The following is a 19,178-nucleotide window of genomic DNA, read 5'->3' on the forward strand; positions in this document are numbered from 1 at the left end:
CGGCAACGCAAACGAGGTACCTGTGGCAGCACCAACAGCCGACCGGCAGCACCCCAACCGCACGGCGAGGGCTACCAGGAGGCTCCGGGCCGGGCTGGCGATGGTGCTGATCCTGCTGGTCATTCTCGGGGCCCGTCTGTTCCAGCTGCAGGGGCTGGACACCGCCGGCATGGCCCAGGCGGCGGTGGACAAGCGCCTGCGCACCGTCGACCTGCCCGCGCTCCGCGGCGAGATCCTGGACGCCAACAACAACGTGCTCGCCCGCAGCGTGCAGCGGTTCGACGTGGTGGTGGACCAGCGGCTGGTCGAGGACTACACCCGGTTCGATCCGATCAGCCAAAAGTCCGAGGACGTCAAGATCGCCGACGCCATCGCCGAGCTGGCCGGCATCCTGGGCCAGGACGTGGAGACCGTCACCAAAGCGGTCACCGGCGACAAGCCCTTTAATTACGTGGCCAAGTCGGTCACCCCGGAAGTCCAGCAGAAGATCGAGGAGCTGGCCTTTCCCGGGCTGTCCGCGCGCGCGACCACCATCCGCAACTACCCGGCAGGGGCGGTGGCCGGCTCGGTGGTCGGATTCATGCGGTCGGATGGCGTGCCGCTCGAAGGCATCGAGGCCTCGCAGAACGACGTCCTCTCCGGGACGCCGGGCACGAAGACCTACGAAATCGGCGCCGACGGCATCCGCATACCGGTCGGCACCTACGAAGAAGTCCCGGCCGTGGATGGCCAAAGCGTGCGACTGACCCTCAATACCGACATCCAGTGGTACGCCCAGGAAGTCATCGCCGAGACCGTGCGGGATTACGGCGCCGAATACGGTACCGTCGTCGTCCTCAATGCCAAGACCGGCGACCTGATCGCACTGGCGGACTCCACGACGGTGGACCCCAATGACCCGGGCGCCACTCCGGACAGCGAACGGCAGTCGATGGCTGTGACACGCGCCTTTGAGCCGGGGTCCACTACCAAGATGATCACCATGGCGGCCGCGATCGAAGAGGGCATCACGACCCCGGCATCGCGATACACCATCCCGCCCAAATACACGGTCAACGGCCAGACCTTTCAGGACGCGACACCGCACGGCACCCTGACGCGCACCACGGCGGGCATCTTCGCGCAGTCGCTCAATACCGGCACCACCATGATCGGCCAGCAGTTGACGCGGCAGCAGCGCTACGACTACTTGCGGAAGTTCGGCATCGGCCAGCGCTTCGACATCGGCATCAACGGCGCCACCGCCGGCCTGCTGGCCGAGCCGGAGACGTGGGACGGGCGGCAGGAGTTCACCGTCCTCTTCGGCCAGGGCCTCGCTCAGACGGCCCTCCACACCGCCGTGGCCTTCGGGACCATCGCCAACAACGGCGTGCTGATGCAGCCGCGGCTGATCGACGCCTATATCGATCCGAACGGCACCGAGCACGAGGTGCCGGTCGAGAAGGGCAGCCGGGCGGTATCCAAGAAGACCGCCAACCTGGTGCAGGACATGCTGGAAACCAACTCGAAGTACCACAGCGGCAAGCCCGGTAACATTAAGGAGTATCGGATCGGGGTCAAGACCGGTACAGCCGAAGCACCGGCCGCCGACGGGGGATTCAGCGGCTACACCATTTCGATGGCCGGCATCGCCCCGATGGAGGATCCGCAGTTCGTCGTCGTGGCGACCATCCAGCGGCCGCAGGGCGGGGTGCTGACGCTGTCGGCCGGACCGACGTTCAAGAAGGTCATGACGCAGGTCCTCAACGCCTACGACGTGCCGCCGTCCACCAGCAAACGGGTCGACCTGCCGCTGGAATGAGCCAACCTGGAGAATATGTGAGTTCCACTGCCGAGCAGCCCCACCGGTCCGCCTCGCCCTTGCGGCCCCAAACGGTCAGGCCGGTCCGGCTGGCGGCGCTGAGCAGCATGCTGCAGCACCGCGGGCTTCCCGTACCCGAGGGCGGCCCGGGGTCGGAGGACCTGACCTTTACCGGCATCACCATAGATTCGCGTTCCGTCGAGCCGGGGGACCTGTATGTCGGCCTGCCCGGAGCCCGCCGGCACGGCGCCGACTTCGCCGCCCAGGCCGAAGCGGCCGGAGCGGCGGCCATCCTGACCGACGACGACGGCGCCCGGCGGGCAGCCGGCCTGGCTCCGGGCCTGCCCGTGCTGCGGTCGCGGGACCTGCGCGCACTCGTGGGGCCGCTGGCGGCCGCCGTCTACCGCAGCCAGCCGGCGGGCGGACAGGCGCCGGCGCTGTTTGGCGTCACCGGAACCAACGGCAAGACCACCACCACCTACTTCATCAAGTCCCTGCTGGAGGCGCTGGGCCTCAGCACCGGACTGATCGGAACCATCGAGATCACGGCCGGTTCCGAACCGATTCCCAGCGCCCTGACCACGCCGGAATCGCCCGAGGTGCACGGGTTGCTGGCCCTGATGCGCGAACGCGGGCTGGACGCGGCGGCCATGGAGGTCTCCTCGCATGCCATTTCCTTCCGGCGGGTCGATGCCGTCCGGTTCGACGTGGCCGGCTTCACCAATCTCACCCAGGACCACCTGGACCTGCACGGGAGCATGGACGAGTACTTCGAGACCAAGGCCCGCCTGTTCAGCCCGGAGCGGTCCGGCCGGGCGGTCGTCTGCGTCGACGACGACTGGGGCCGCCGGCTCGCCGGCCAGGCCCGGTCCGCCGGAGTCCCGGTGGCCACCCTGGCCACCCAGGGCGGCAGCGCCGACTGGTCCGTCCGCAACCCGGTCCGTGAGGGCCTGGGGCACCGGTTTGAACTGCACGGGCCCGACGGCGTGGTGCTGCGGCTGCACACCGGGTTGCCCGGCTCGTTCAACATCTCCAACGCCGCGCTGGCCGTGGTGATGGTGGCGGCCTCCGGCACCCCTTCGGCGCGGCTCCAGCAGGCGCTCGACACGGCGGATCCGCTGACCGTGGAGGTTCCCGGCCGGATGCAGGTCCTCAGCGGCAACCCGGCGGCGATCGTTGACTTCGCTCACAATCCCGACGCGCTCGAGCGGACCCTGGCCTCGGTGCGCCGCCCCGAACCCGGGGCACGCGTGATCGTGGTGTTCGGAGCCACCGGGGAACGCGATCAAACCAAGCGCCCGCTGATGGGGGCGATCGCCGCCCGGCTCGCCGACGTCGTCATCGTCAGCGACGACGACCCGCACGGCGAGGACGCCGCCCGCATCCGCGCGGATGTGCTGTCCGGCGCACGCGCCGCGGCCGAACGGGAGCAACTGCCGGCCGACATTATCGAAGTCTTCCCCCGTGCGGAGGCCATCGAGCGGGCCGTGGCCCTGGCGGCGCCCCGGGACACGGTCCTCGTCGCCGGCCGCGGCCATGAGGTCTGGCAGGAGGTCAACGGCCAGAACCTGGCCCTCGACGACCGGGAGGAACTGCGCGCGGCCCTGCACCGGCACGGATTCGAAGTGCTCTCCCCGAACGCGGTAGAGTCCTAGATCGTCATGATTGAACTAACTGCAGCCGATATAGCGGCGATTACCGGCGGACGGATCGTTGGGGAACCCGTCGGTGCCACGGGGGACACCGGCGGCATCACCGTGAGTTCCGCCACCACAGACTCCCGCGAAATTGAGCCCGGCGGCCTGTTCGTGGCCAAGCCGGGCGAGACCGCAGACGGGCATTTCTACGTCGCCGCGGCCTTCGAAGCCGGTGCCGTGCTGGCGCTGACCGAACGCGAGGTCTCCGACCCGACCGGCCGCCTCCTGCCGCAGATCGTGGTGGCGGACGCCGTGCTGGCTATGGGCGCCGTCGCCGCGGCCATCGTGGCACGGCTGCGCGCCGCCGCGGGACTCGAGGTCGTGGGCATCACCGGCAGCGCCGGCAAGACCACCACCAAGGACCTGCTCGCGGGGATCCTGCGCCGAACCGCGCCCACCGTGGCCCCGATCGGCTCCTACAACGGCGAGGTCGGCGTCCCGCTGACGGTGTTCGCCGCGGACTTCGACACCCGCTATCTGGTCGTGGAAATGGGCGCCACCGGCATTGGCCACATCCGGTACCTGACGGACATGGTCAACCCCGGCGTCGGCGTGGTGCTGGGAGTCGGGACCGCCCACGCAGGGGAATTCGGCGGCGTGGACAACATCGCGATCGCGAAGGGCGAGCTGGCCGAGGCCGTGCCGGCCGGCGGTACCGTCGTGCTCAATGCCGACGATCCCCGCGTCCGGGCCATGGCCGCCCGCACCCGGGCCCGCATTCTGTACTTCAGCTCCGACGACGACTTCACCCTGCCCGACGGGAGCACCGCGCCGTTGCTGCGGGCCCGCGGCGCCCGCGTCAACGACGACGGGCACCCCGAATTCACGCTCCGCTTCCCGGACGGCTCCGAGCACCCGGTAACCTCCGGGCTGATCGGCATCCATCACGTGACCAACCTGCTGGCCGCCGCCGGCGCCGCCTGGGCGCTGGGCGTGCCGGCGGAAACCATCGCCGCCGGCCTGAACGGGGCCGGCCCCGCCAGCCGCTGGCGGATGGAACGCACCGAGCGCGCCGACGGCGTCACGGTGATCAACGACGCCTACAACGCCAACCCCGAATCCATGCGGGCAGCGCTGCGCACGCTGGCTGAACTCGGCCGCGGCCGCCGCACCTGGGCGGTGCTGGGCGAAATGCTGGAACTGGGCGAAGACTCCGTGCAGGCCCACGACGCGATCGGGCGGATTGTGGTCCGGCTGAACATTTCCCACCTGATCGTGGTGGGAGAGGGAGCCAAGGCCATGCACAACGCCGCCGTGCTGGAAGGCTCCTGGGGCGACGAATCGCTCTGGGTCGCCACGCCCGAGGAGGCCCGCCGGGTGCTCGAGGAGAAACTGGAACCGGGCGACCTGGTGCTGTTCAAGTCCTCCAACTCGTCCGGGCTGCGGTTCCTGGGCGACCGGATAGCATCAGGAAATCCGTCGACGGACGGCTCGGCGGCGGCTGCAGCGCGCAGACCCGAAACCCAACAGGAAGGCCAGGCGCAGTGATAGCCCTGCTGATCGGCTCTGCCCTGGCGCTGGTCCTGTCCCTGCTCGGCACGCCCTTGTTCATCAAGCTCTTGGTACGGAGAGGCTACGGCCAGTTCATCCGCGACGACGGCCCGACGGCGCACCACACCAAGCGCGGAACGCCCACCATGGGCGGCGTGGTCATCGTGGCCGCGGTGATGCTCTCCTACTTTGCCACGCACCTGATGATGTGGATGATGAACGGGGAAGCGCATTCCGGGCCCACCGTCTCCGCCGGCGTCCTCATGCTGCTGATGGCCGGCATGGGGCTGGTCGGTTTCCTGGACGACTTCATCAAGATCTCCAAGCAGCGCAGCCTCGGGCTGCGGGCCTGGGCCAAGATCGTGCTGCAGGGCATCGTCGGCATCCTCTTCGCCGTCCTGGCCCTGAACTTCCCGGACAACGCGGGCCGCACCCCGGCGTCGATGAACATCTCCTTCGCCCGTGACATCCCGTGGCTGGACCTCGCCTTCGGCGGCACCGTACTCGGCACTATCCTGTTCATCATCTGGTCGAACGTCATTGTCACCGCAGCCACCAACGGCGTGAACCTGACCGACGGGCTGGACGGGCTCGCGGCGGGCGCATCGGTGATGGTCTGCGGCGCCTACATGCTGATGGGGATCTGGCAGTTCAACCAGAGCTGCGGCTCGGTCAAGGTCCCCGGGGAGGTCTGCTACGAGGTACGCGACCCGCTGGACCTTGCGCTGCTGGCAGGAACCATGGCCGGCGCGCTGATCGGTTTCCTGTGGTGGAACACCGCGCCCGCCAAGATCTTCATGGGCGATACCGGATCGCTGGCGATCGGCGGCGCCATCGCCGGATTCGCCATCCTGTCCCGCAGCCAACTGCTGCTGGTGGTCATGGCGGGCCTGTTCGTGATCATCTCGCTGTCCGTGATCATCCAAGTGGTCTACTTCAAGCTCAGCGGCGGCAAACGCGTCTTCAAGATGGCCCCGCTGCAGCACCACTTCGAGCTCAAGGGGTGGGCCGAAGTCACCGTCGTCGTGCGCTTCTGGATCATCGCCGGGCTGTGCGTGGCGGCCGCGCTGGGCATCTTCTACGCCGAATGGGTGCTGGGCTCATGAGCCGGCTGGACGCACTCACCTCCTGGGACGCGGACTGGTCCGGGCTGCGCGTGGTGGTCGCCGGGATCGGGCTGTCGGGATTCTCCGCGGCCGACACGCTGATCGAACTGGGCGCCGCCGTCGTCGTCGTGGACGGCAGCGACACGGCGGAAAACCGGGCCAAGGCCGACACGTTGAAGATCGTCGGGGCCCGGCAGGTCCTGCTGGGTGAAGAGCACACCGGCGCACTGCCCGACGTCGGCGGGGAGCCGGCCGAACTGGTGGTCACCTCGCCGGGCTGGCAGCCGCGGACACCGCTGCTGGCCGCCGCGGCGGACGCGGGGATTCCCATCTGGGGCGACGTTGAACTGGCGTGGCGGGTGCGCGAACGCGCCGGCCGGCGCACCGCCGAATGGCTGGCCATCACCGGTACGAACGGCAAGACCACGACGGTGGGGATGGCCGAATCCATGCTGCAGGCGGCCGGGCTGCGCGCCATCGCCGCCGGCAACGTCGGCACGCCCATCCTGGACGCGGTGCGTGATCCCATCGGCTACGACGTCATCGCCGTCGAGCTGTCGAGCTTCCAGCTGCACTGGACCCACACCATGTCCCCGCTGGCCTCCGTGGTACTCAACGTGGCCGAAGACCACGTGGACTGGCACGGGACCTATGAGGCATACCTGGCCGACAAGGCCAGGATTTACGAGCGGACCAGGATCGCGTGCGTCTACAACGCCGAGCAGCGCGAGACCGAGGAGATGGTCGAGGAGGCCGACGTCGTCGAGGGCTGCCGGGCAATCGGCTTCACGACCGGAATGCCGGCGGTCAGCATGGTCGGCGTCGTGGAGAACCTGCTCGTGGACCGGGCCTACATCGAAGAACGCCGGGACTCCGCAACCGAACTGGCCGGCCTCGGCGACCTGGGTGACCCGGCGCCCCGGCACCAGGTGGCCAACGCCCTGGCCGCCGCCGCCCTGGTCCGGGCGTACGGCGTGGAACCGGCCGCGGTCCGCGAAGGACTGCGGCGGTTCGATCCCGGGGCACACCGGATCCAAAAGGTGCTGGAGCACGCCGGCGTGCTCTGGGTCAATGACTCCAAGGCGACGAACCCGCACGCGGCTTCGGCGTCGCTGGCGTCGTTCTCCTCGGTCGTGTGGATCGCCGGGGGACTGTCCAAGGGCGTCAGCTACGACGAGCTGATCGCCGACCACGCGCGCAGGCTGAAAGCGGTGGTGCTGATCGGCAGGGACAACACCGCCCTCCTGGCCTCGCTGCAGCGACACGCACCGGATGTCCCGGTCGTCCACGCGCACCCGGGAGACACTGGAAACAGCGCCCCGGAGGCGGAGGACACTGACGGCGAAACCGTGATGGCGGCGGCCGTGGAAGCGGCAGCGGGCATCGCCGCCGGCGGGGACACCGTGCTGATGGCGCCGGCAGCCGCCTCGATGGACCGGTTCACGTCCTACGCCCACCGGGGCAATGCGTACATGGAAGCAGTCCGCCGGTACGGAGAGGGACAGGCACCGTCGACTAAGGAGCAGTAATGGCCACCACCCGCAGCGGAAGCCGGACACCGGCCCCCGCCGCTGCCCGCGGACACGCCGCTCCCGGCACGAAGCCCGCCCCCGAAGGCCGGTTGCGCGAGCTCCGGCAGCGAGGCACCGACCTGCTGGACCGCATCCAGGGCACCGGCACGCGGTCCAGCGGGGCCAGCTACTACCTGATCCTGGGCTCCGCGCTGGCCCTGACGGCCATCGGCCTGCTGATGGTGCTGTCGTCGTCCGCGGTGGAATCGATCGCCGATGAAACCTCGCCGTTCAGCCTGTTCATCCGGCAGGCCGTGTTCGCCGGCCTGGGGGTCACCGCGATGCTGGTCCTCTCGCGGTGGAAGGTCTCCACCTACCGGAAGCTCGCCTGGCCCGGCCTCGCGGTGTCGGTGCTCCTGCTGCTGCTGGTGTTTACCCCGCTGGGCGAATCCGTCGGCGGCAACCGCAACTGGATCCATTTCCCCGGCAACGTTTCCCTGCAGCCGTCGGAAGTGGCCAAGCTGGGCATGTCCCTGTGGATGGCAACGGTGCTGGCGGCCAAGGAGCGGCTGCTGGGCCAATGGAAGCACCTGCTGATCCCGGTGGTCGTGCCCGGTGCCCTCCTCGTGGTCGGCCCGGTGCTGCTCGGCAACGACCTGGGCACCGCGATGATCCTGATGCTCATCATCGCCGGCGGACTGTTTTTCGCCGGCGCACCGCTGAAGCTGTTCGGCGTGGCCGGACTGGGGGCCGGCGCGCTGGTGCTGCTGCTCGTGGTGGTCAGCCCCAACCGCATGGGCCGCATCCTCATGTGGACGGACCAGAGCTGTGAAGCGACGACCGGGCTGAACATGCAGTCATGCAACGGGCTCTTCGCACTCGCCTCCGGCGGCTGGTGGGGCGTGGGACTGGGACAGAGCCGGCAAAAATACAACTGGATTCCGGAAGCCCACAACGACTACATTTTCGCCATCATCGGCGAAGAGCTGGGCCTGCTCGGCACCACCGTCATCCTGGCGCTGTTCGGCGTCCTGGCCATTGCCCTGGTGCGCACCGTGATGCGCCAGGATTCCCTCTTCGTGCGCATCCTCGCCGGTTCCATCATGGTGTGGATCATCGGCCAGGCGTTCGTGAACATCGCGGTGGTCACCGGCCTGCTTCCGGTGATCGGAGTGCCCCTGCCGTTCATCTCCTACGGCGGCTCCGCGCTGACGGTCACCCTGGCCGCCGTCGGTGTACTCTTGTCCTTTGCCCGGACCGATGTGCCCGGCCGGAAGAAGTCCGGGGGACTCCTGGGCCGGTGGCGGCAGCAAGCGCCGGCCGGGAACCGCTGACCCCAACCCAGACCACCAGCAGCCGAGCAGAAGGTACTTCCGCAACACCATGAACACTTCCGATCCCTCTGTGGTCCTGGCCGGCGGCGGCACGGCGGGGCATGTCAGCCCGCTGCTGGCCATCGCCGGCGCCGTCCTCCGGGCCGCCCCCGCGGCCCGCATCCTCGCCGTCGGCACCGCCGTCGGCATGGAGACCCGGCTGGTCCCCGCGGCGGGCCACCGGCTCGCCACGATCGGGCGGGTTCCGCTGCCGCGCCGCCCCTCCCTCGACCTGCTGAAGCTGCCGTTCAAGTTCGCCGCGGCCGTGCGCCAGGCCGCGGGCATCATCGACGGCGCGAAGGCCGACGTCGTGGTGGGCGTCGGCGGGTACGTGTGCACCCCGGTCTACATCGCAGCCAGGCTGCGCCGGGTCCCGATCGTGATCCATGAGGCCAACGCCCGGCCGGGGCTGGCGAACCGGGTCGGGGCACGGCTGACCAGCCGGGTCGCGGTCGCGTTCAAAGACACGAAACTGCCCGGCGCCCGCTGGGTCGGCATGCCGATGCGGCCCGAAATCGCCACCCTGGACCGGGAAGCCTCCCGCGAGGCCGCGCGCCGGCGGCTGGGACTGGCGGCGGACCGGCCGACCCTCATCGTCACCGGCGGCTCCTCGGGCGCGCTGAGCATCAACCGCACCATCGGCGCTTCCCTGCAGGAGCTCGCCGCGGCAGGCATCCAGGTGCTGCACATCACCGGGCGGAACAAGGCGCTGCGGGACGCCGACGGGCAACTGCTCGCCGCTCCCGGCTACCACCAGGTGGAATTTGTGGACGGCATGCAGGATGTCTACGCGGCGGCCGACCTGCTGCTGGCCCGCGCCGGCGCGGCCACGGTGTGCGAGATAGCCGCCGTGGGCCTGCCGTCCGTGCTGGTGCCGCTGCCGCACGGCAACGGCGAACAGGCCCTGAACGCGGCCTCCCTCGTGGCCGCCGGCGGGGCCGTGCTGGTCCGCGACGGCGGGTTCACACCCCGCTGGGTCACGGACGAACTAATCCCGTTGCTGCGAAACGCGGAGCGGCTGCAGCAGATGTCCGCCGCGGCACACACCCTGGGAATCCGCGACGCAGACACCCGAATGGCACAATTGGTGCTCGAGGCAGCAGGGAGGAACACAGATGAAAGCCGTTGATTTCCACACCACCGCCCGGCTGCCGTTCGGCGACCTCGGCGCCGTGCACTTCATCGGATTGGGCGGCGCCGGAATGTCCGCCATCGCCCGGATCCTGCTGGCCCGCGGCGTGCCGGTCTCCGGTTCGGACGCGCGCGACTCGGCGGTCCTGCGCCAGCTGGAGGCCCTCGGTGCGACCGTCTTCGTGGGCCACAAGGCCGCCCATGTCGCCGGCGCGGACACGGTGGTTGTCTCCACCGCCATCCGGCCGGAGAACTCCGAACTGCAGGCCGCTGCCGCCGCCGGCCTGAACATCGTGCACCGCTCGGTGGCCCTTGCCGCCGCGATGGAGGGGAAGCGGCTGATCGCCGTCGGCGGCACCCACGGCAAGACCACCACCACGGCCATGGCGACCGTGATGCTGCAGGCGGCCGGCTGCGAACCCTCGTTCGCCATCGGCGGCGACGTGGCGGCGCTCGGCGTCAACGCCGCCCACGGGCAGGGCGAACTGTTCGTCGCCGAAGCCGACGAATCCGACGGGTCGTTCCTCAACTACAATCCGCAGGTCATCGTGGTGACCAACGTGGAGGCCGACCACCTGGACCACTACGGGTCGGCCGAAGCCGTGTACGCCTCCTTCGACCGGTTCACCGCACTGCTTCCGGCCGACGGCACCCTGGTGGCCTGCCTCGACGACGACGGCGCCCGCGCCTTGGCGGAACGGACGACGGCGTCCGGCACAGCAGGCCGCGTGCTGGGCTACGGCTACGCGGCCGACGCCCAGGTGCGCGTCGAAGACACCGTCTTCGCCGGCTCGGGGAGCACCAGCAGGATCGAATACCCCGGCGGCAGCTGCACGCTGCGGCTGCAGGTGCCCGGCGAGCACAACATCCGCAACGCCGCCGCCGCCCTCGCCGTGGCCATCACCCAGGGCATCGATCCGGCCTCCGCGGCCGAGGGACTGGCCGGGTTCACCGGAGCAGCCAGGCGGTTCGAGGCCAAGGGCACGGCGGCAGGGGTACGCGTGTTCGACGACTACGCACACCACCCCACCGAGGTCCACGCGGCCCTCACGGCCGCCCGCGAGGTGGCCGGCGGGCATGCGGTGCACGTCCTGTTCCAGCCGCACCTGTTTTCCCGCACCCGGGAATTCGCCGCCGAGTTCGCCCGGGCCCTGCAACTGGCCGATTCGGCGGCCGTTCTCGACATCTACGCCTCCCGCGAAGACCCCATCCCGGGCGTCACCAGCGAACTGATCACCAACCGGCTCGCTCCCGGCAGCTACGCACCGGATCCGGGGCGGGCGGTGAGGGACATTGTTGCCCGTTCCCGGCCCGGGGACATCGTGCTGACCGTCGGCGCCGGTGACGTGACCCAATACGGGCCCGTGCTGGTCGAGGCCCTGGGGCAGGCCGCAGCGGCGGCGCGATGAGTCCGCGCAAGCCCCGCACTCCCGCCGCGCGTCCCGCCGCCGCCCGGCAGCCGGAGGCCCCGCGGCCGCCGGAAGCCGCCGGGCAGCAGCCAAACCCCGGAGCCGCGACGGAGGCGCCCCGGGACACCGGCGTGCGGATCAACACCGGCAGGGTGTCGGCCATGCCCGCCGCGGAGTCCACCGCGGCTGCCGGGCCCGCCGCCGCTGCCCGGCCCGCCGCCGCTGCCCGGCCCGCCCCCGCTGCCCGGCCCGCCCCGCGCGCCCCTCAGCGCGGATCGGGCAAGCCTTCCGGTCGGGGCGGTGCCCCCGCCGGGAGGACGGCCGGGACGGCCGCGCCCTCCCGCACCCCCAAAGCCGGGGGAGCGGCACGGCCCACGCGTGCGCCCAGGCCCGGCGCCGGCCCCCCGTCCGTCCCGGCAGCATCCGGCGCGCCCGGCAAGGCGGCAGGCAAGGCCGCGCGCGCGTCCGGCGCCAAGCGGGCCGGGGCGGCAGCGCTGCTGTCGCGGTGGCGGGGCCACAAGGGACCGGACCGCGCGGACGGGGCGGACACCTCCGAATCCACCGTTGTCAGTTTCCCCGAACCGGCGGCGCGCAAGACGCGGCGCCGGCTGTTGATCGCCGCCGGCATTGTGGCCGTGCTCTTCGCCGTCTTGATGTCGGTCATCTTCCTGTCGCCGGCGCTGGCCGTGAAGACAATCACCGTCGAGGGCGGCGAACTCACCGAAAAAGCAACGCTCACCGAGGCGCTGCGACCGCTCATGGGAACACCGCTGGCCCGCATCGGAGAACGCGACGTCCATGCCCGGGTGGACCACCTGCCGGCGGTGGAGTCGGTGGAAGTGATCGCCAGGCCGCCGTCGGAACTGCACGTTCGGATCATCGAGCACACGCCCGTCGCCGTGCTGAAGGACGGCAAGAAATTCGTGCTGATCGACGAGTCGGGGACGGAGCTTGCGTCGGTCGCCAAGCGCAGCGAGGCAAAACTGCCCTTGATCGACGGAGCGAAGGCCGCCGAAAACCCGGATGTCTTCGCGTCCATCACCGGGGTGCTCGCCGCGCTGCCGCCGGACGTCCTGAGGCAGCTCAAGCACGCCTCAGCGCAGTCGGTGGACTCGGTGGAACTCCAGCTGGCCGGCGGCCAAAAAGTGCTGTGGGGCAACGCGCAGGAGCAGGAACTCAAGGCCACCGTCCTGCAGGCGATGCTGCGGGCAAAAGACGTGAAAGACAAGGCGAGCGTCATCGATGTGAGCACGCCCACACGCCCGGTGACCCGTTGAGCAGGAGACGGGAAATGCGCAACATCCGGGGAACGCGCGACACGCGGAGCAAGGTCGTTGTGTGGGCCGGGGCTTGCGTCTAGCGTCTCGAATAGAAACTACTTGACATAACTCTAACCTTCAAGCTGAAGGTTAAGGTTAGGTGAAACTACCGGACAGGGTACCCGCCCGCTCCGGCAGAACTGATCAGTGCACAGACTCGAGCAAGGGACACAGGACGTGGCAGCACCGCAGAATTACTTGGCCGTCATCAAGGTCGTCGGCATCGGCGGCGGTGGCGTGAATGCCGTCAACCGGATGATCGAGGTGGGACTCCGTGGCGTGGAGTTCATCGCCATCAATACCGACGCTCAGGCACTGCTTATGAGTGACGCCGACGTCAAGCTCGACGTCGGGCGCGAACTCACCCGGGGTCTTGGCGCCGGCGCCGACCCGGAGGTGGGCCGGAAGGCCGCCGAGGACCATGCCGAAGAGATCGAGGAAGTGCTGCGCGGGGCGGACATGGTCTTCGTGACCGCCGGCGAAGGCGGCGGCACCGGCACCGGCGGCGCACCCGTGGTGGCCCGGATCGCGCGCTCGCTCGGCGCCCTGACCATCGGCGTTGTCACCCGCCCGTTCACGTTCGAGGGCCGCCGCCGCTCGAACCAGGCCGAAAGCGGCATCGAGACGCTGCGCGACGAAGTCGACACCCTCATCGTGATCCCCAACGACCGCCTGCTGTCCATCAGCGACCGCAACGTCTCCATGCTCGATGCCTTCCGGTCCGCCGACCAGGTGCTGCTCTCCGGCGTGCAGGGCATCACCGACCTGATCACCACCCCGGGCCTGATCAACCTCGACTTCGCCGACGTGAAGTCCGTCATGCAGGGCGCCGGCTCGGCGCTGATGGGCATCGGCTCCGCCCGCGGCGAGGACCGGGCCGTCAAGGCCGCCGAGCTGGCCATCGCGTCTCCGCTGCTGGAAGCTTCGATCGACGGTGCGCACGGCGTGCTGCTGTCGATCCAGGGCGGATCGGACCTGGGCCTGTTCGAGATCAACGAGGCCGCCCGGCTGGTGCAGGAGGTCGCACACCCCGAGGCGAACATCATCTTCGGCGCCGTCATCGACGATGCACTCGGCGACGAAGCCCGGGTGACCGTCATCGCCGCCGGCTTTGACCAGGTGGACGTCACCTCCGCTCCGACCCAGAAGCCGGCCGCCGCCCCCGCCGGGACGCCCGCCGTTCCGGCCGCCCAGCCGTCCGTGCCGGTCTCGGAGCCCATGGAGCACAGCTTCAGCGGTGCCATGCCGCAGCACCACGTTCCCGCCGACGCGGGCTTCGACATGGACCTGCCGGCCATCGTCGAGCCGGACCTGAGCGCAGGCCGCGTCGACGACCTGGACGTTCCGGACTTCCTGAAGTAAACCCTCAGGCAGGTCCGGCAGTGTTTTGGTGGAAGCAGCGGGTCCACACCGGCGTGTGGGCCGCTTTTACCGACCGCTCGGCCGGGAACCTTGGCCTGCATGTCGGGGACGACCCCGACACGGTGCTCCGGCGGCGCGCGGCGCTGGAAGACGCCATGGCTGTACCGGCCGGTTCGCTGCGGTTCATGAACCAGGTGCATTCGTCCGTCGCCGCGGTCATCCCCGCCGGCTGCGGGGAGGCCGACGCCACTGAAAGAGCCGCGCCGGCCGACGCGCTGGTCAGCGCCGACGGCGCGGCGCCGCTGGCGGTGATGGTCGCGGACTGCCTGCCGGTCGTGCTGGTGGGAACACGGGCCGACGGCGGGCCCGCCACCGCCGTGGCCCATGCCGGCCGCCGCGGACTGCTCGACGGGGTGCTGGCCAACACCGTCGCCCGGCTCCGCGAGGCCGGTTCGGGCGAACTGCGGGCCTGGATCGGTCCCTCCATCTGCGGGGCCTGCTATGAGGTTCCCGAGCATATGCAGGCCGAGGCGGTTGCCCGGATTCCCCAACTGGCGGCGAGGACAGCCTGGGGGACGCCGGCTTTGGACCTTGCCGCCGGAGCCAGGGCAGAGCTGGCCGGGCTCGATGTGGACGTGCACCAGGTGGCCGGCTGCACCCGGGAGGACGAAAGGCTCTACTCCTACCGGCGCGATCAACAAACCGGCCGGTTCGCCGGCCTTGTCTGGAAGGACGCATGAGTACCGACGCCCGCAAGTCCGAACTCGCAGCGAACCTGGAACGTGTCCGGGCACGGATTGCCCGGGCCGCCGCGGGGCGATCCACGGAGCCGGAACTGATCGTCGTGACGAAGTTCTTCCCGGCCTCCGACGTCGCGCTGCTGCATGACCTGGGCGTCACCGACGTCGGCGAAAACCGGGACCAGGAAGCGGCCGCGAAGGCCGCCGAGCTTGCCGGTGCCGGGCTCCGCTGGCACTTCATCGGGCAACTGCAGACGAACAAGGCAAAGTCCGTGGTGCGGTACGCGGATGTGGTCCATTCGGTGGACCGGCGGCAACTCGTCACCGCCCTCGGCAAGGCCGTGGTGGCCGAGCGGGAACGGCGGGAGGCGGCCGGGCTCGGACCACGGGCGCACCTGGACTGCCTGATCCAGGTGAACCTTGACGAGAGCGGCGCCGGGCAGGGCGCGGGCACGGCGGCCCGCGGCGGTGCCCGGCCCGAGGACATCCCGGCGCTGGCCGATGCCCTCGGCGACACCGAGGGACTGAACCCCGCCGGGCTGATGGCCGTCGCACCGCTGGGCGCAGACCCTGCCCGCGCATTCGGCCGGCTGGTCGAACTGTCGCAGCGGCTTCGGGAACAGCATCCCGGCGCCGGCCTGGTGTCGGCGGGCATGAGCCAGGACCTCGAAGCGGCGGTCGCCGCGGGCGCGACACACCTCCGCGTCGGTTCCGATGTCCTCGGCCCGCGACCAGCCGTGGGGTAGCGTTTTGGCTAGGCAGACTCCTTGCCGGGCCGGCCGATCCGGGACCTGGCAAGGCGCGACAGCAGCGCTGAAGACAGGATGGGAGCGACCATGGCAGGCACACTGCGCAAGACAATGATTTATCTTGGGCTCGCCGATGGTGACGAGCACTACGAAGCCGAGCAGGCAGACACGCCCGCTCGAGATGAGGAGCAGCCTGTGGACCAGCCCCGTCAGGAGCGCCGCCCCGAGCCCGCCCCGCCGGTGAAGCAGGTTGCCGAGGAATACCGGGCGCCGGTGACGCCGATCAAGCGCGCTCCGTCGGCCCGCGAGGACGCTACCGTGCTGCACCAGATCACCACCGTGCATCCGCGGTCGTACAATGATGCCAAGATCATTGGCGAAAGTTTCCGCGACGGCATTCCGGTGATCATGAACGTCACGGACATGGGCGAAGCGGAAGCCAAGCGTTTGGTCGACTTTTCCGCCGGCTTGGTCTTCGGACTGCACGGCAGCATCGAGCGGGTCACGAACAAGGTCTTCCTGCTCTCGCCGTCGAGCGTTGAAGTGCTGGGCGAGGACCGGAAGTCCAGCGACCAGCAGGCCAGCTTCTTTAACCAGAGCTAGCCCGCAGCTACGTCCGGCAGGCGTGCCGCCAGCCTTACTCCTTCTAGCGCTAGGAATCGTGGAACCGGCGTGTCCCTCATTTTCGTCCTGCTCTACCTGATCTTGATGCTGTTCCAGCTGTCCCTGATCGTGCGGATCGTCTTTGAAATCGTGCAGGCCTTCGCCCGGCGCTGGCGGCCGCGCGGCATCGCGCTCGTCGCGGCGTCGGCGGTCTACTCCGTGACCGACCCTCCCATGAAGGCCCTCCGGCGGCTCATTCCGCCGCTGCGAATCGGAGGATTCGCGCTCGATCTTGCGTTCCTGGTCCTGTTCCTTGCCGTCACGATCGCCATGGCGATCGTGGCCGGTCTGGCCTGACCCGAGGCGCGTTAGTGTTCGTCTCCGAAACGATATATTCTGATTCAGATATAGCTGGCGGATGCCCGTTGCACGGCGGATATTCGCTACCGTTGTTATGAATCCAGCACGTAGCATTCATGACCCACGAACCAGTATGAGGTGACCAGATGGCTTTGACGCCAGAAGACGTTGTCAACAAGCGGTTCCAGCCGACCAAGTTTCGCGAAGGCTATGACCAGGACGAGGTCGACGATTTCCTAGATGAGATCGTCGTCGAACTCCGCCGGCTGAACCAGGAGAACGACGAACTTCGCAAGAAGCTGGCCGAAGCCACGTCGAACCAGGGTCCGGAGGCCTCCGTGCCGGCTCCGGTCTCCGCCGCCCCGAAGACCGAGCAGGTCCGGGAACCGGTCAAGGAAGAGCCCAAGGAAGAGCCCAAGCCGAAGGAAGAGCCGAAGCCGGCCCCCGCGGCCGTTCCGGCATCCGGGACCGGGCACACCGCGGCCGCCGAGTCCGCCGCAGGCGTGCTGGCCATGGCCCAGAAGCTCCACGACGAGTACGTCACCGCCGGTGTGGAGCAGCGGGACAAGATCATTGCCGAGGCACAGCTGGAAGCCAGCAGCCTGGTCAACGACGCCGAAGAGAAGAGCCGCAAGACCCTGGGCAACCTCGAGCAGCAGAAGGCCGTGCTGGAGCGCAAACTGGAGCAGCTGCGTGGATTCGAACGCGACTACCGGGCCCGCCTGAAGGCGTACATCGAAGGCCAGCTGCGGGATTTGGAAGCCCGCGGATCCTTCGCTGCCCCCGAGGTCAAGGACAGCGCGGACGCGTAAGCGCGGAAGATAACCGCCAGCCCCGTGCCACGGGGCTCCCAATGGCCGGCGCCGGGATTACCCTGCCGCCGGCCATTGGCTTTGGGCGCCCCGCCCCGGCGCCCGACCGGCACTGAAGACGAGAGAGACATGTCAGAAACTTCACCGGCAGCCGATCGACCCGACGATGGGGCCGCGGCCGCACCGGAACAGCGGAAGGGCGCCGGCCGGTTCATCCTGCTGCTGGCCGGCTGCGCGGCGTTCGCCTATGCCTTCGACCAGCTGACCAAGTGGTGGGTGGTGTCCACCATGACCGAGGGCCAGATCACCCCGGTGCTGCCGCCGCTGCTGCACTGGCACTTCATCCGCAATTCCGGGGCCGCGTTCTCGATCGGCGAGGACTACACGTGGGTGTTCACCATCGTCATGACGGCCGTTTCCGCGGCGATCGTGGTCTACGCGCGCAAGGTCCGGTCCCTGTGGTGGTCCGTGGCGCTCGGCTTCCTGCTCGGCGGCGCGCTGGGCAACCTGACCGACCGACTGTTCCGCGAACCCGGCTTCGGGGTGGGCCACGTGGTGGACTTCATCGCCTTCCCCAACTTCGCCATCTTCAACATTGCCGACTCCGCCGTGGTGGGAGCGGTCATCCTGTGGTGCGTGTTGACCTTCATGGGCATCGGAATGGACGGTACCCGGGAGGCCCCCAAGGCCGTGGACAAGCCGGCCGGCGACGGCAAGGCGGCGGGGGAGAGCGGTGACTGACGACGTCAGGGTCGTGGAGCTGGACGCCCGGACAGCCGGCGCGCGGGCCGATACCGCGGTGGCCGCGCTGCTGGGAGTATCCCGCTCGGCGGCCGCAGCACTCCTCGGCGACGGACGCGTGGAATTGGACGGCCGGGTTATCGCCAAGTCGGAGAAGCTCCCGCAGCAGGGAAGCCTGCGCATTGCCGTACCCGAACAGCGGGATCCACTCGCCGTAGTGGTGGAAGAGGTAGAGGATTTGAAGATTCTCGGAGACGAGGACGATTTCGTCGTCATCGACAAGCCGGTGGGCGTTGCCGCCCACCCGTCGCCGGGCTGGGTCGGCCCGACCGTCGTCGGCGCCCTGGCCGCCCGGGGCTACCGGATTTCGACGTCAGGCGCCGCCGAGCGGGCCGGCATCGTCCACCGCCTCGACGTGGGAACCTCCGGCGTCATGGTGGTCGCCAAGACCGAACACGGCTACACCCTGCTGAAGCGCGCGTTCAAGGAACGCACGGTGGACAAGGTCTACCACGCGCTGGTCCAGGGACTGCCGGACCCGCTGGAGGGCACCATCGATGCGCCGATCGGCCGGCATCCCGGCTACGACTGGCGGTTCGCCGTGGTCGAAGACGGCCGCAACTCGATCACCCACTACGAGGTACTCGAGGCCTTCGGCAGGGCTTCGCTGGTCGAGGTGCACTTGGAGACCGGCCGCACGCACCAGATCCGCGTGCACTTTTCCGCGCTGCGGCATCCGTGTGCCGGCGACCTGACATATGGCGCGGACCCCAAACTCGCCGCCGCACTGGGACTGACCCGGCAGTGGCTGCACGCCAAGAAACTTGGTTTCCACCACCCCGGCAGCGGGGAGTGGGTCGAATACGAGAGCGAGTACCCGCGGGACCTGGCCTACGCGCTGCAGGCGCTGGCCGAACACCGCGTGTAAGCCGGTACCGGCCGACTCCGGCACCTAGAATGAAACGGTGGCAGC

General features: G+C 69.4%; 17 protein-coding genes. All 17 read left to right on the plus strand.

Annotated elements, in window-relative coordinates:
- Window positions 1-22: 22 nt before the first annotated feature.
- The 17 genes from AC5RVV_RS00230 to AC5RVV_RS00310 all read left to right on the plus strand — a co-directional run bounded on the left by AC5RVV_RS00230 (window position 23) and on the right by AC5RVV_RS00310 (window position 19,133).
- On the plus strand, window positions 23-1,801 hold the full coding sequence (locus AC5RVV_RS00230; protein WP_493999461.1) for a peptidoglycan D,D-transpeptidase FtsI family protein: 1,779 nt from the start codon (window positions 23-25) through the stop codon (window positions 1,799-1,801).
- Entirely contained in the window at window positions 1,798-3,456 is a 1,659-nt protein-coding gene (locus AC5RVV_RS00235; protein ID WP_493999462.1) for a UDP-N-acetylmuramoyl-L-alanyl-D-glutamate--2,6-diaminopimelate ligase, read from the plus strand. The genes AC5RVV_RS00230 and AC5RVV_RS00235 overlap by 4 nt, the downstream gene beginning before the upstream one ends.
- A 6-nt stretch (window positions 3,457-3,462) precedes the next feature.
- Window positions 3,463-4,986: a UDP-N-acetylmuramoyl-tripeptide--D-alanyl-D-alanine ligase gene (locus tag AC5RVV_RS00240; RefSeq protein ID WP_493999463.1), complete on the plus strand. Its 1,524-nt coding sequence runs from the start codon at window positions 3,463-3,465 to the stop codon at window positions 4,984-4,986.
- On the plus strand, window positions 4,983-6,095 hold the full coding sequence (gene mraY, locus AC5RVV_RS00245; protein WP_493999464.1) for a phospho-N-acetylmuramoyl-pentapeptide-transferase: 1,113 nt from the start codon (window positions 4,983-4,985) through the stop codon (window positions 6,093-6,095). Before AC5RVV_RS00240 ends, mraY begins: the two co-directional genes overlap by 4 nt.
- Window positions 6,077-7,624, plus strand: coding sequence for a UDP-N-acetylmuramoyl-L-alanine--D-glutamate ligase (murD, locus tag AC5RVV_RS00250; protein WP_493999465.1), 1,548 nt, complete (start codon window positions 6,077-6,079; stop codon window positions 7,622-7,624). The genes mraY and murD overlap by 19 nt, the downstream gene beginning before the upstream one ends.
- On the plus strand, window positions 7,624-8,940 hold the full coding sequence (ftsW, locus tag AC5RVV_RS00255) for a putative lipid II flippase FtsW (protein WP_493999466.1): 1,317 nt from the start codon (window positions 7,624-7,626) through the stop codon (window positions 8,938-8,940). Before murD ends, ftsW begins: the two co-directional genes overlap by 1 nt.
- A gap of 49 nt (window positions 8,941-8,989) precedes the next feature.
- Window positions 8,990-10,108, plus strand: coding sequence for an undecaprenyldiphospho-muramoylpentapeptide beta-N-acetylglucosaminyltransferase (murG, locus tag AC5RVV_RS00260; RefSeq protein WP_493999467.1), 1,119 nt, complete (start codon window positions 8,990-8,992; stop codon window positions 10,106-10,108).
- A complete protein-coding gene (gene murC, locus AC5RVV_RS00265; RefSeq protein ID WP_493999468.1) occupies window positions 10,095-11,519 on the plus strand; it encodes a UDP-N-acetylmuramate--L-alanine ligase in 1,425 nt (474 codons plus the stop codon). The genes murG and murC overlap by 14 nt, the downstream gene beginning before the upstream one ends.
- Window positions 11,516-12,796 carry a cell division protein FtsQ/DivIB gene (locus AC5RVV_RS00270; RefSeq protein WP_493999469.1) on the plus strand — a complete coding sequence of 427 codons (1,281 nt, stop codon included), beginning with the start codon at window positions 11,516-11,518 and terminating at the stop codon, window positions 12,794-12,796. The genes murC and AC5RVV_RS00270 overlap by 4 nt, the downstream gene beginning before the upstream one ends.
- A 219-nt stretch (window positions 12,797-13,015) precedes the next feature.
- Complete coding sequence (gene ftsZ, locus AC5RVV_RS00275; protein WP_493999470.1) at window positions 13,016-14,200, plus strand: cell division protein FtsZ; 1,185 nt, start codon at window positions 13,016-13,018, stop codon at window positions 14,198-14,200.
- A 20-nt stretch (window positions 14,201-14,220) separates the two neighbouring features.
- Entirely contained in the window at window positions 14,221-14,940 is a 720-nt protein-coding gene (locus tag AC5RVV_RS00280; RefSeq protein ID WP_493999471.1) for a purine nucleoside phosphorylase YfiH/LACC1 family protein, read from the plus strand.
- The gene (locus AC5RVV_RS00285) at window positions 14,937-15,686 is read left to right on the plus strand and encodes a YggS family pyridoxal phosphate-dependent enzyme (RefSeq protein ID WP_493999472.1); all 750 of its coding nucleotides are present in this window, start codon (window positions 14,937-14,939) and stop codon (window positions 15,684-15,686) included. Before AC5RVV_RS00280 ends, AC5RVV_RS00285 begins: the two co-directional genes overlap by 4 nt.
- A gap of 90 nt (window positions 15,687-15,776) precedes the next feature.
- A complete protein-coding gene (locus tag AC5RVV_RS00290; RefSeq protein ID WP_493999473.1) occupies window positions 15,777-16,292 on the plus strand; it encodes a cell division protein SepF in 516 nt (171 codons plus the stop codon).
- Window positions 16,293-16,361: 69 nt separating this feature from the next.
- Window positions 16,362-16,649 (plus strand): YggT family protein, encoded by a 288-nt coding sequence (locus AC5RVV_RS00295; RefSeq protein ID WP_493999474.1) that lies wholly within the window; start codon window positions 16,362-16,364, stop codon window positions 16,647-16,649.
- 149 nt (window positions 16,650-16,798) lie between these two features.
- Window positions 16,799-17,464: a DivIVA domain-containing protein gene (locus AC5RVV_RS00300; protein ID WP_493999475.1), complete on the plus strand. Its 666-nt coding sequence runs from the start codon at window positions 16,799-16,801 to the stop codon at window positions 17,462-17,464.
- A gap of 129 nt (window positions 17,465-17,593) precedes the next feature.
- A complete protein-coding gene (gene lspA / locus AC5RVV_RS00305; protein WP_493999476.1) occupies window positions 17,594-18,205 on the plus strand; it encodes a signal peptidase II in 612 nt (203 codons plus the stop codon).
- Window positions 18,198-19,133 carry an RluA family pseudouridine synthase gene (locus AC5RVV_RS00310; protein ID WP_493999477.1) on the plus strand — a complete coding sequence of 312 codons (936 nt, stop codon included), beginning with the start codon at window positions 18,198-18,200 and terminating at the stop codon, window positions 19,131-19,133. Before lspA ends, AC5RVV_RS00310 begins: the two co-directional genes overlap by 8 nt.
- Window positions 19,134-19,178: the final 45 nt, after the last annotated feature.

It is taken from the genome of Arthrobacter sp. MDT2-34-1, from assembly GCF_059091365.1.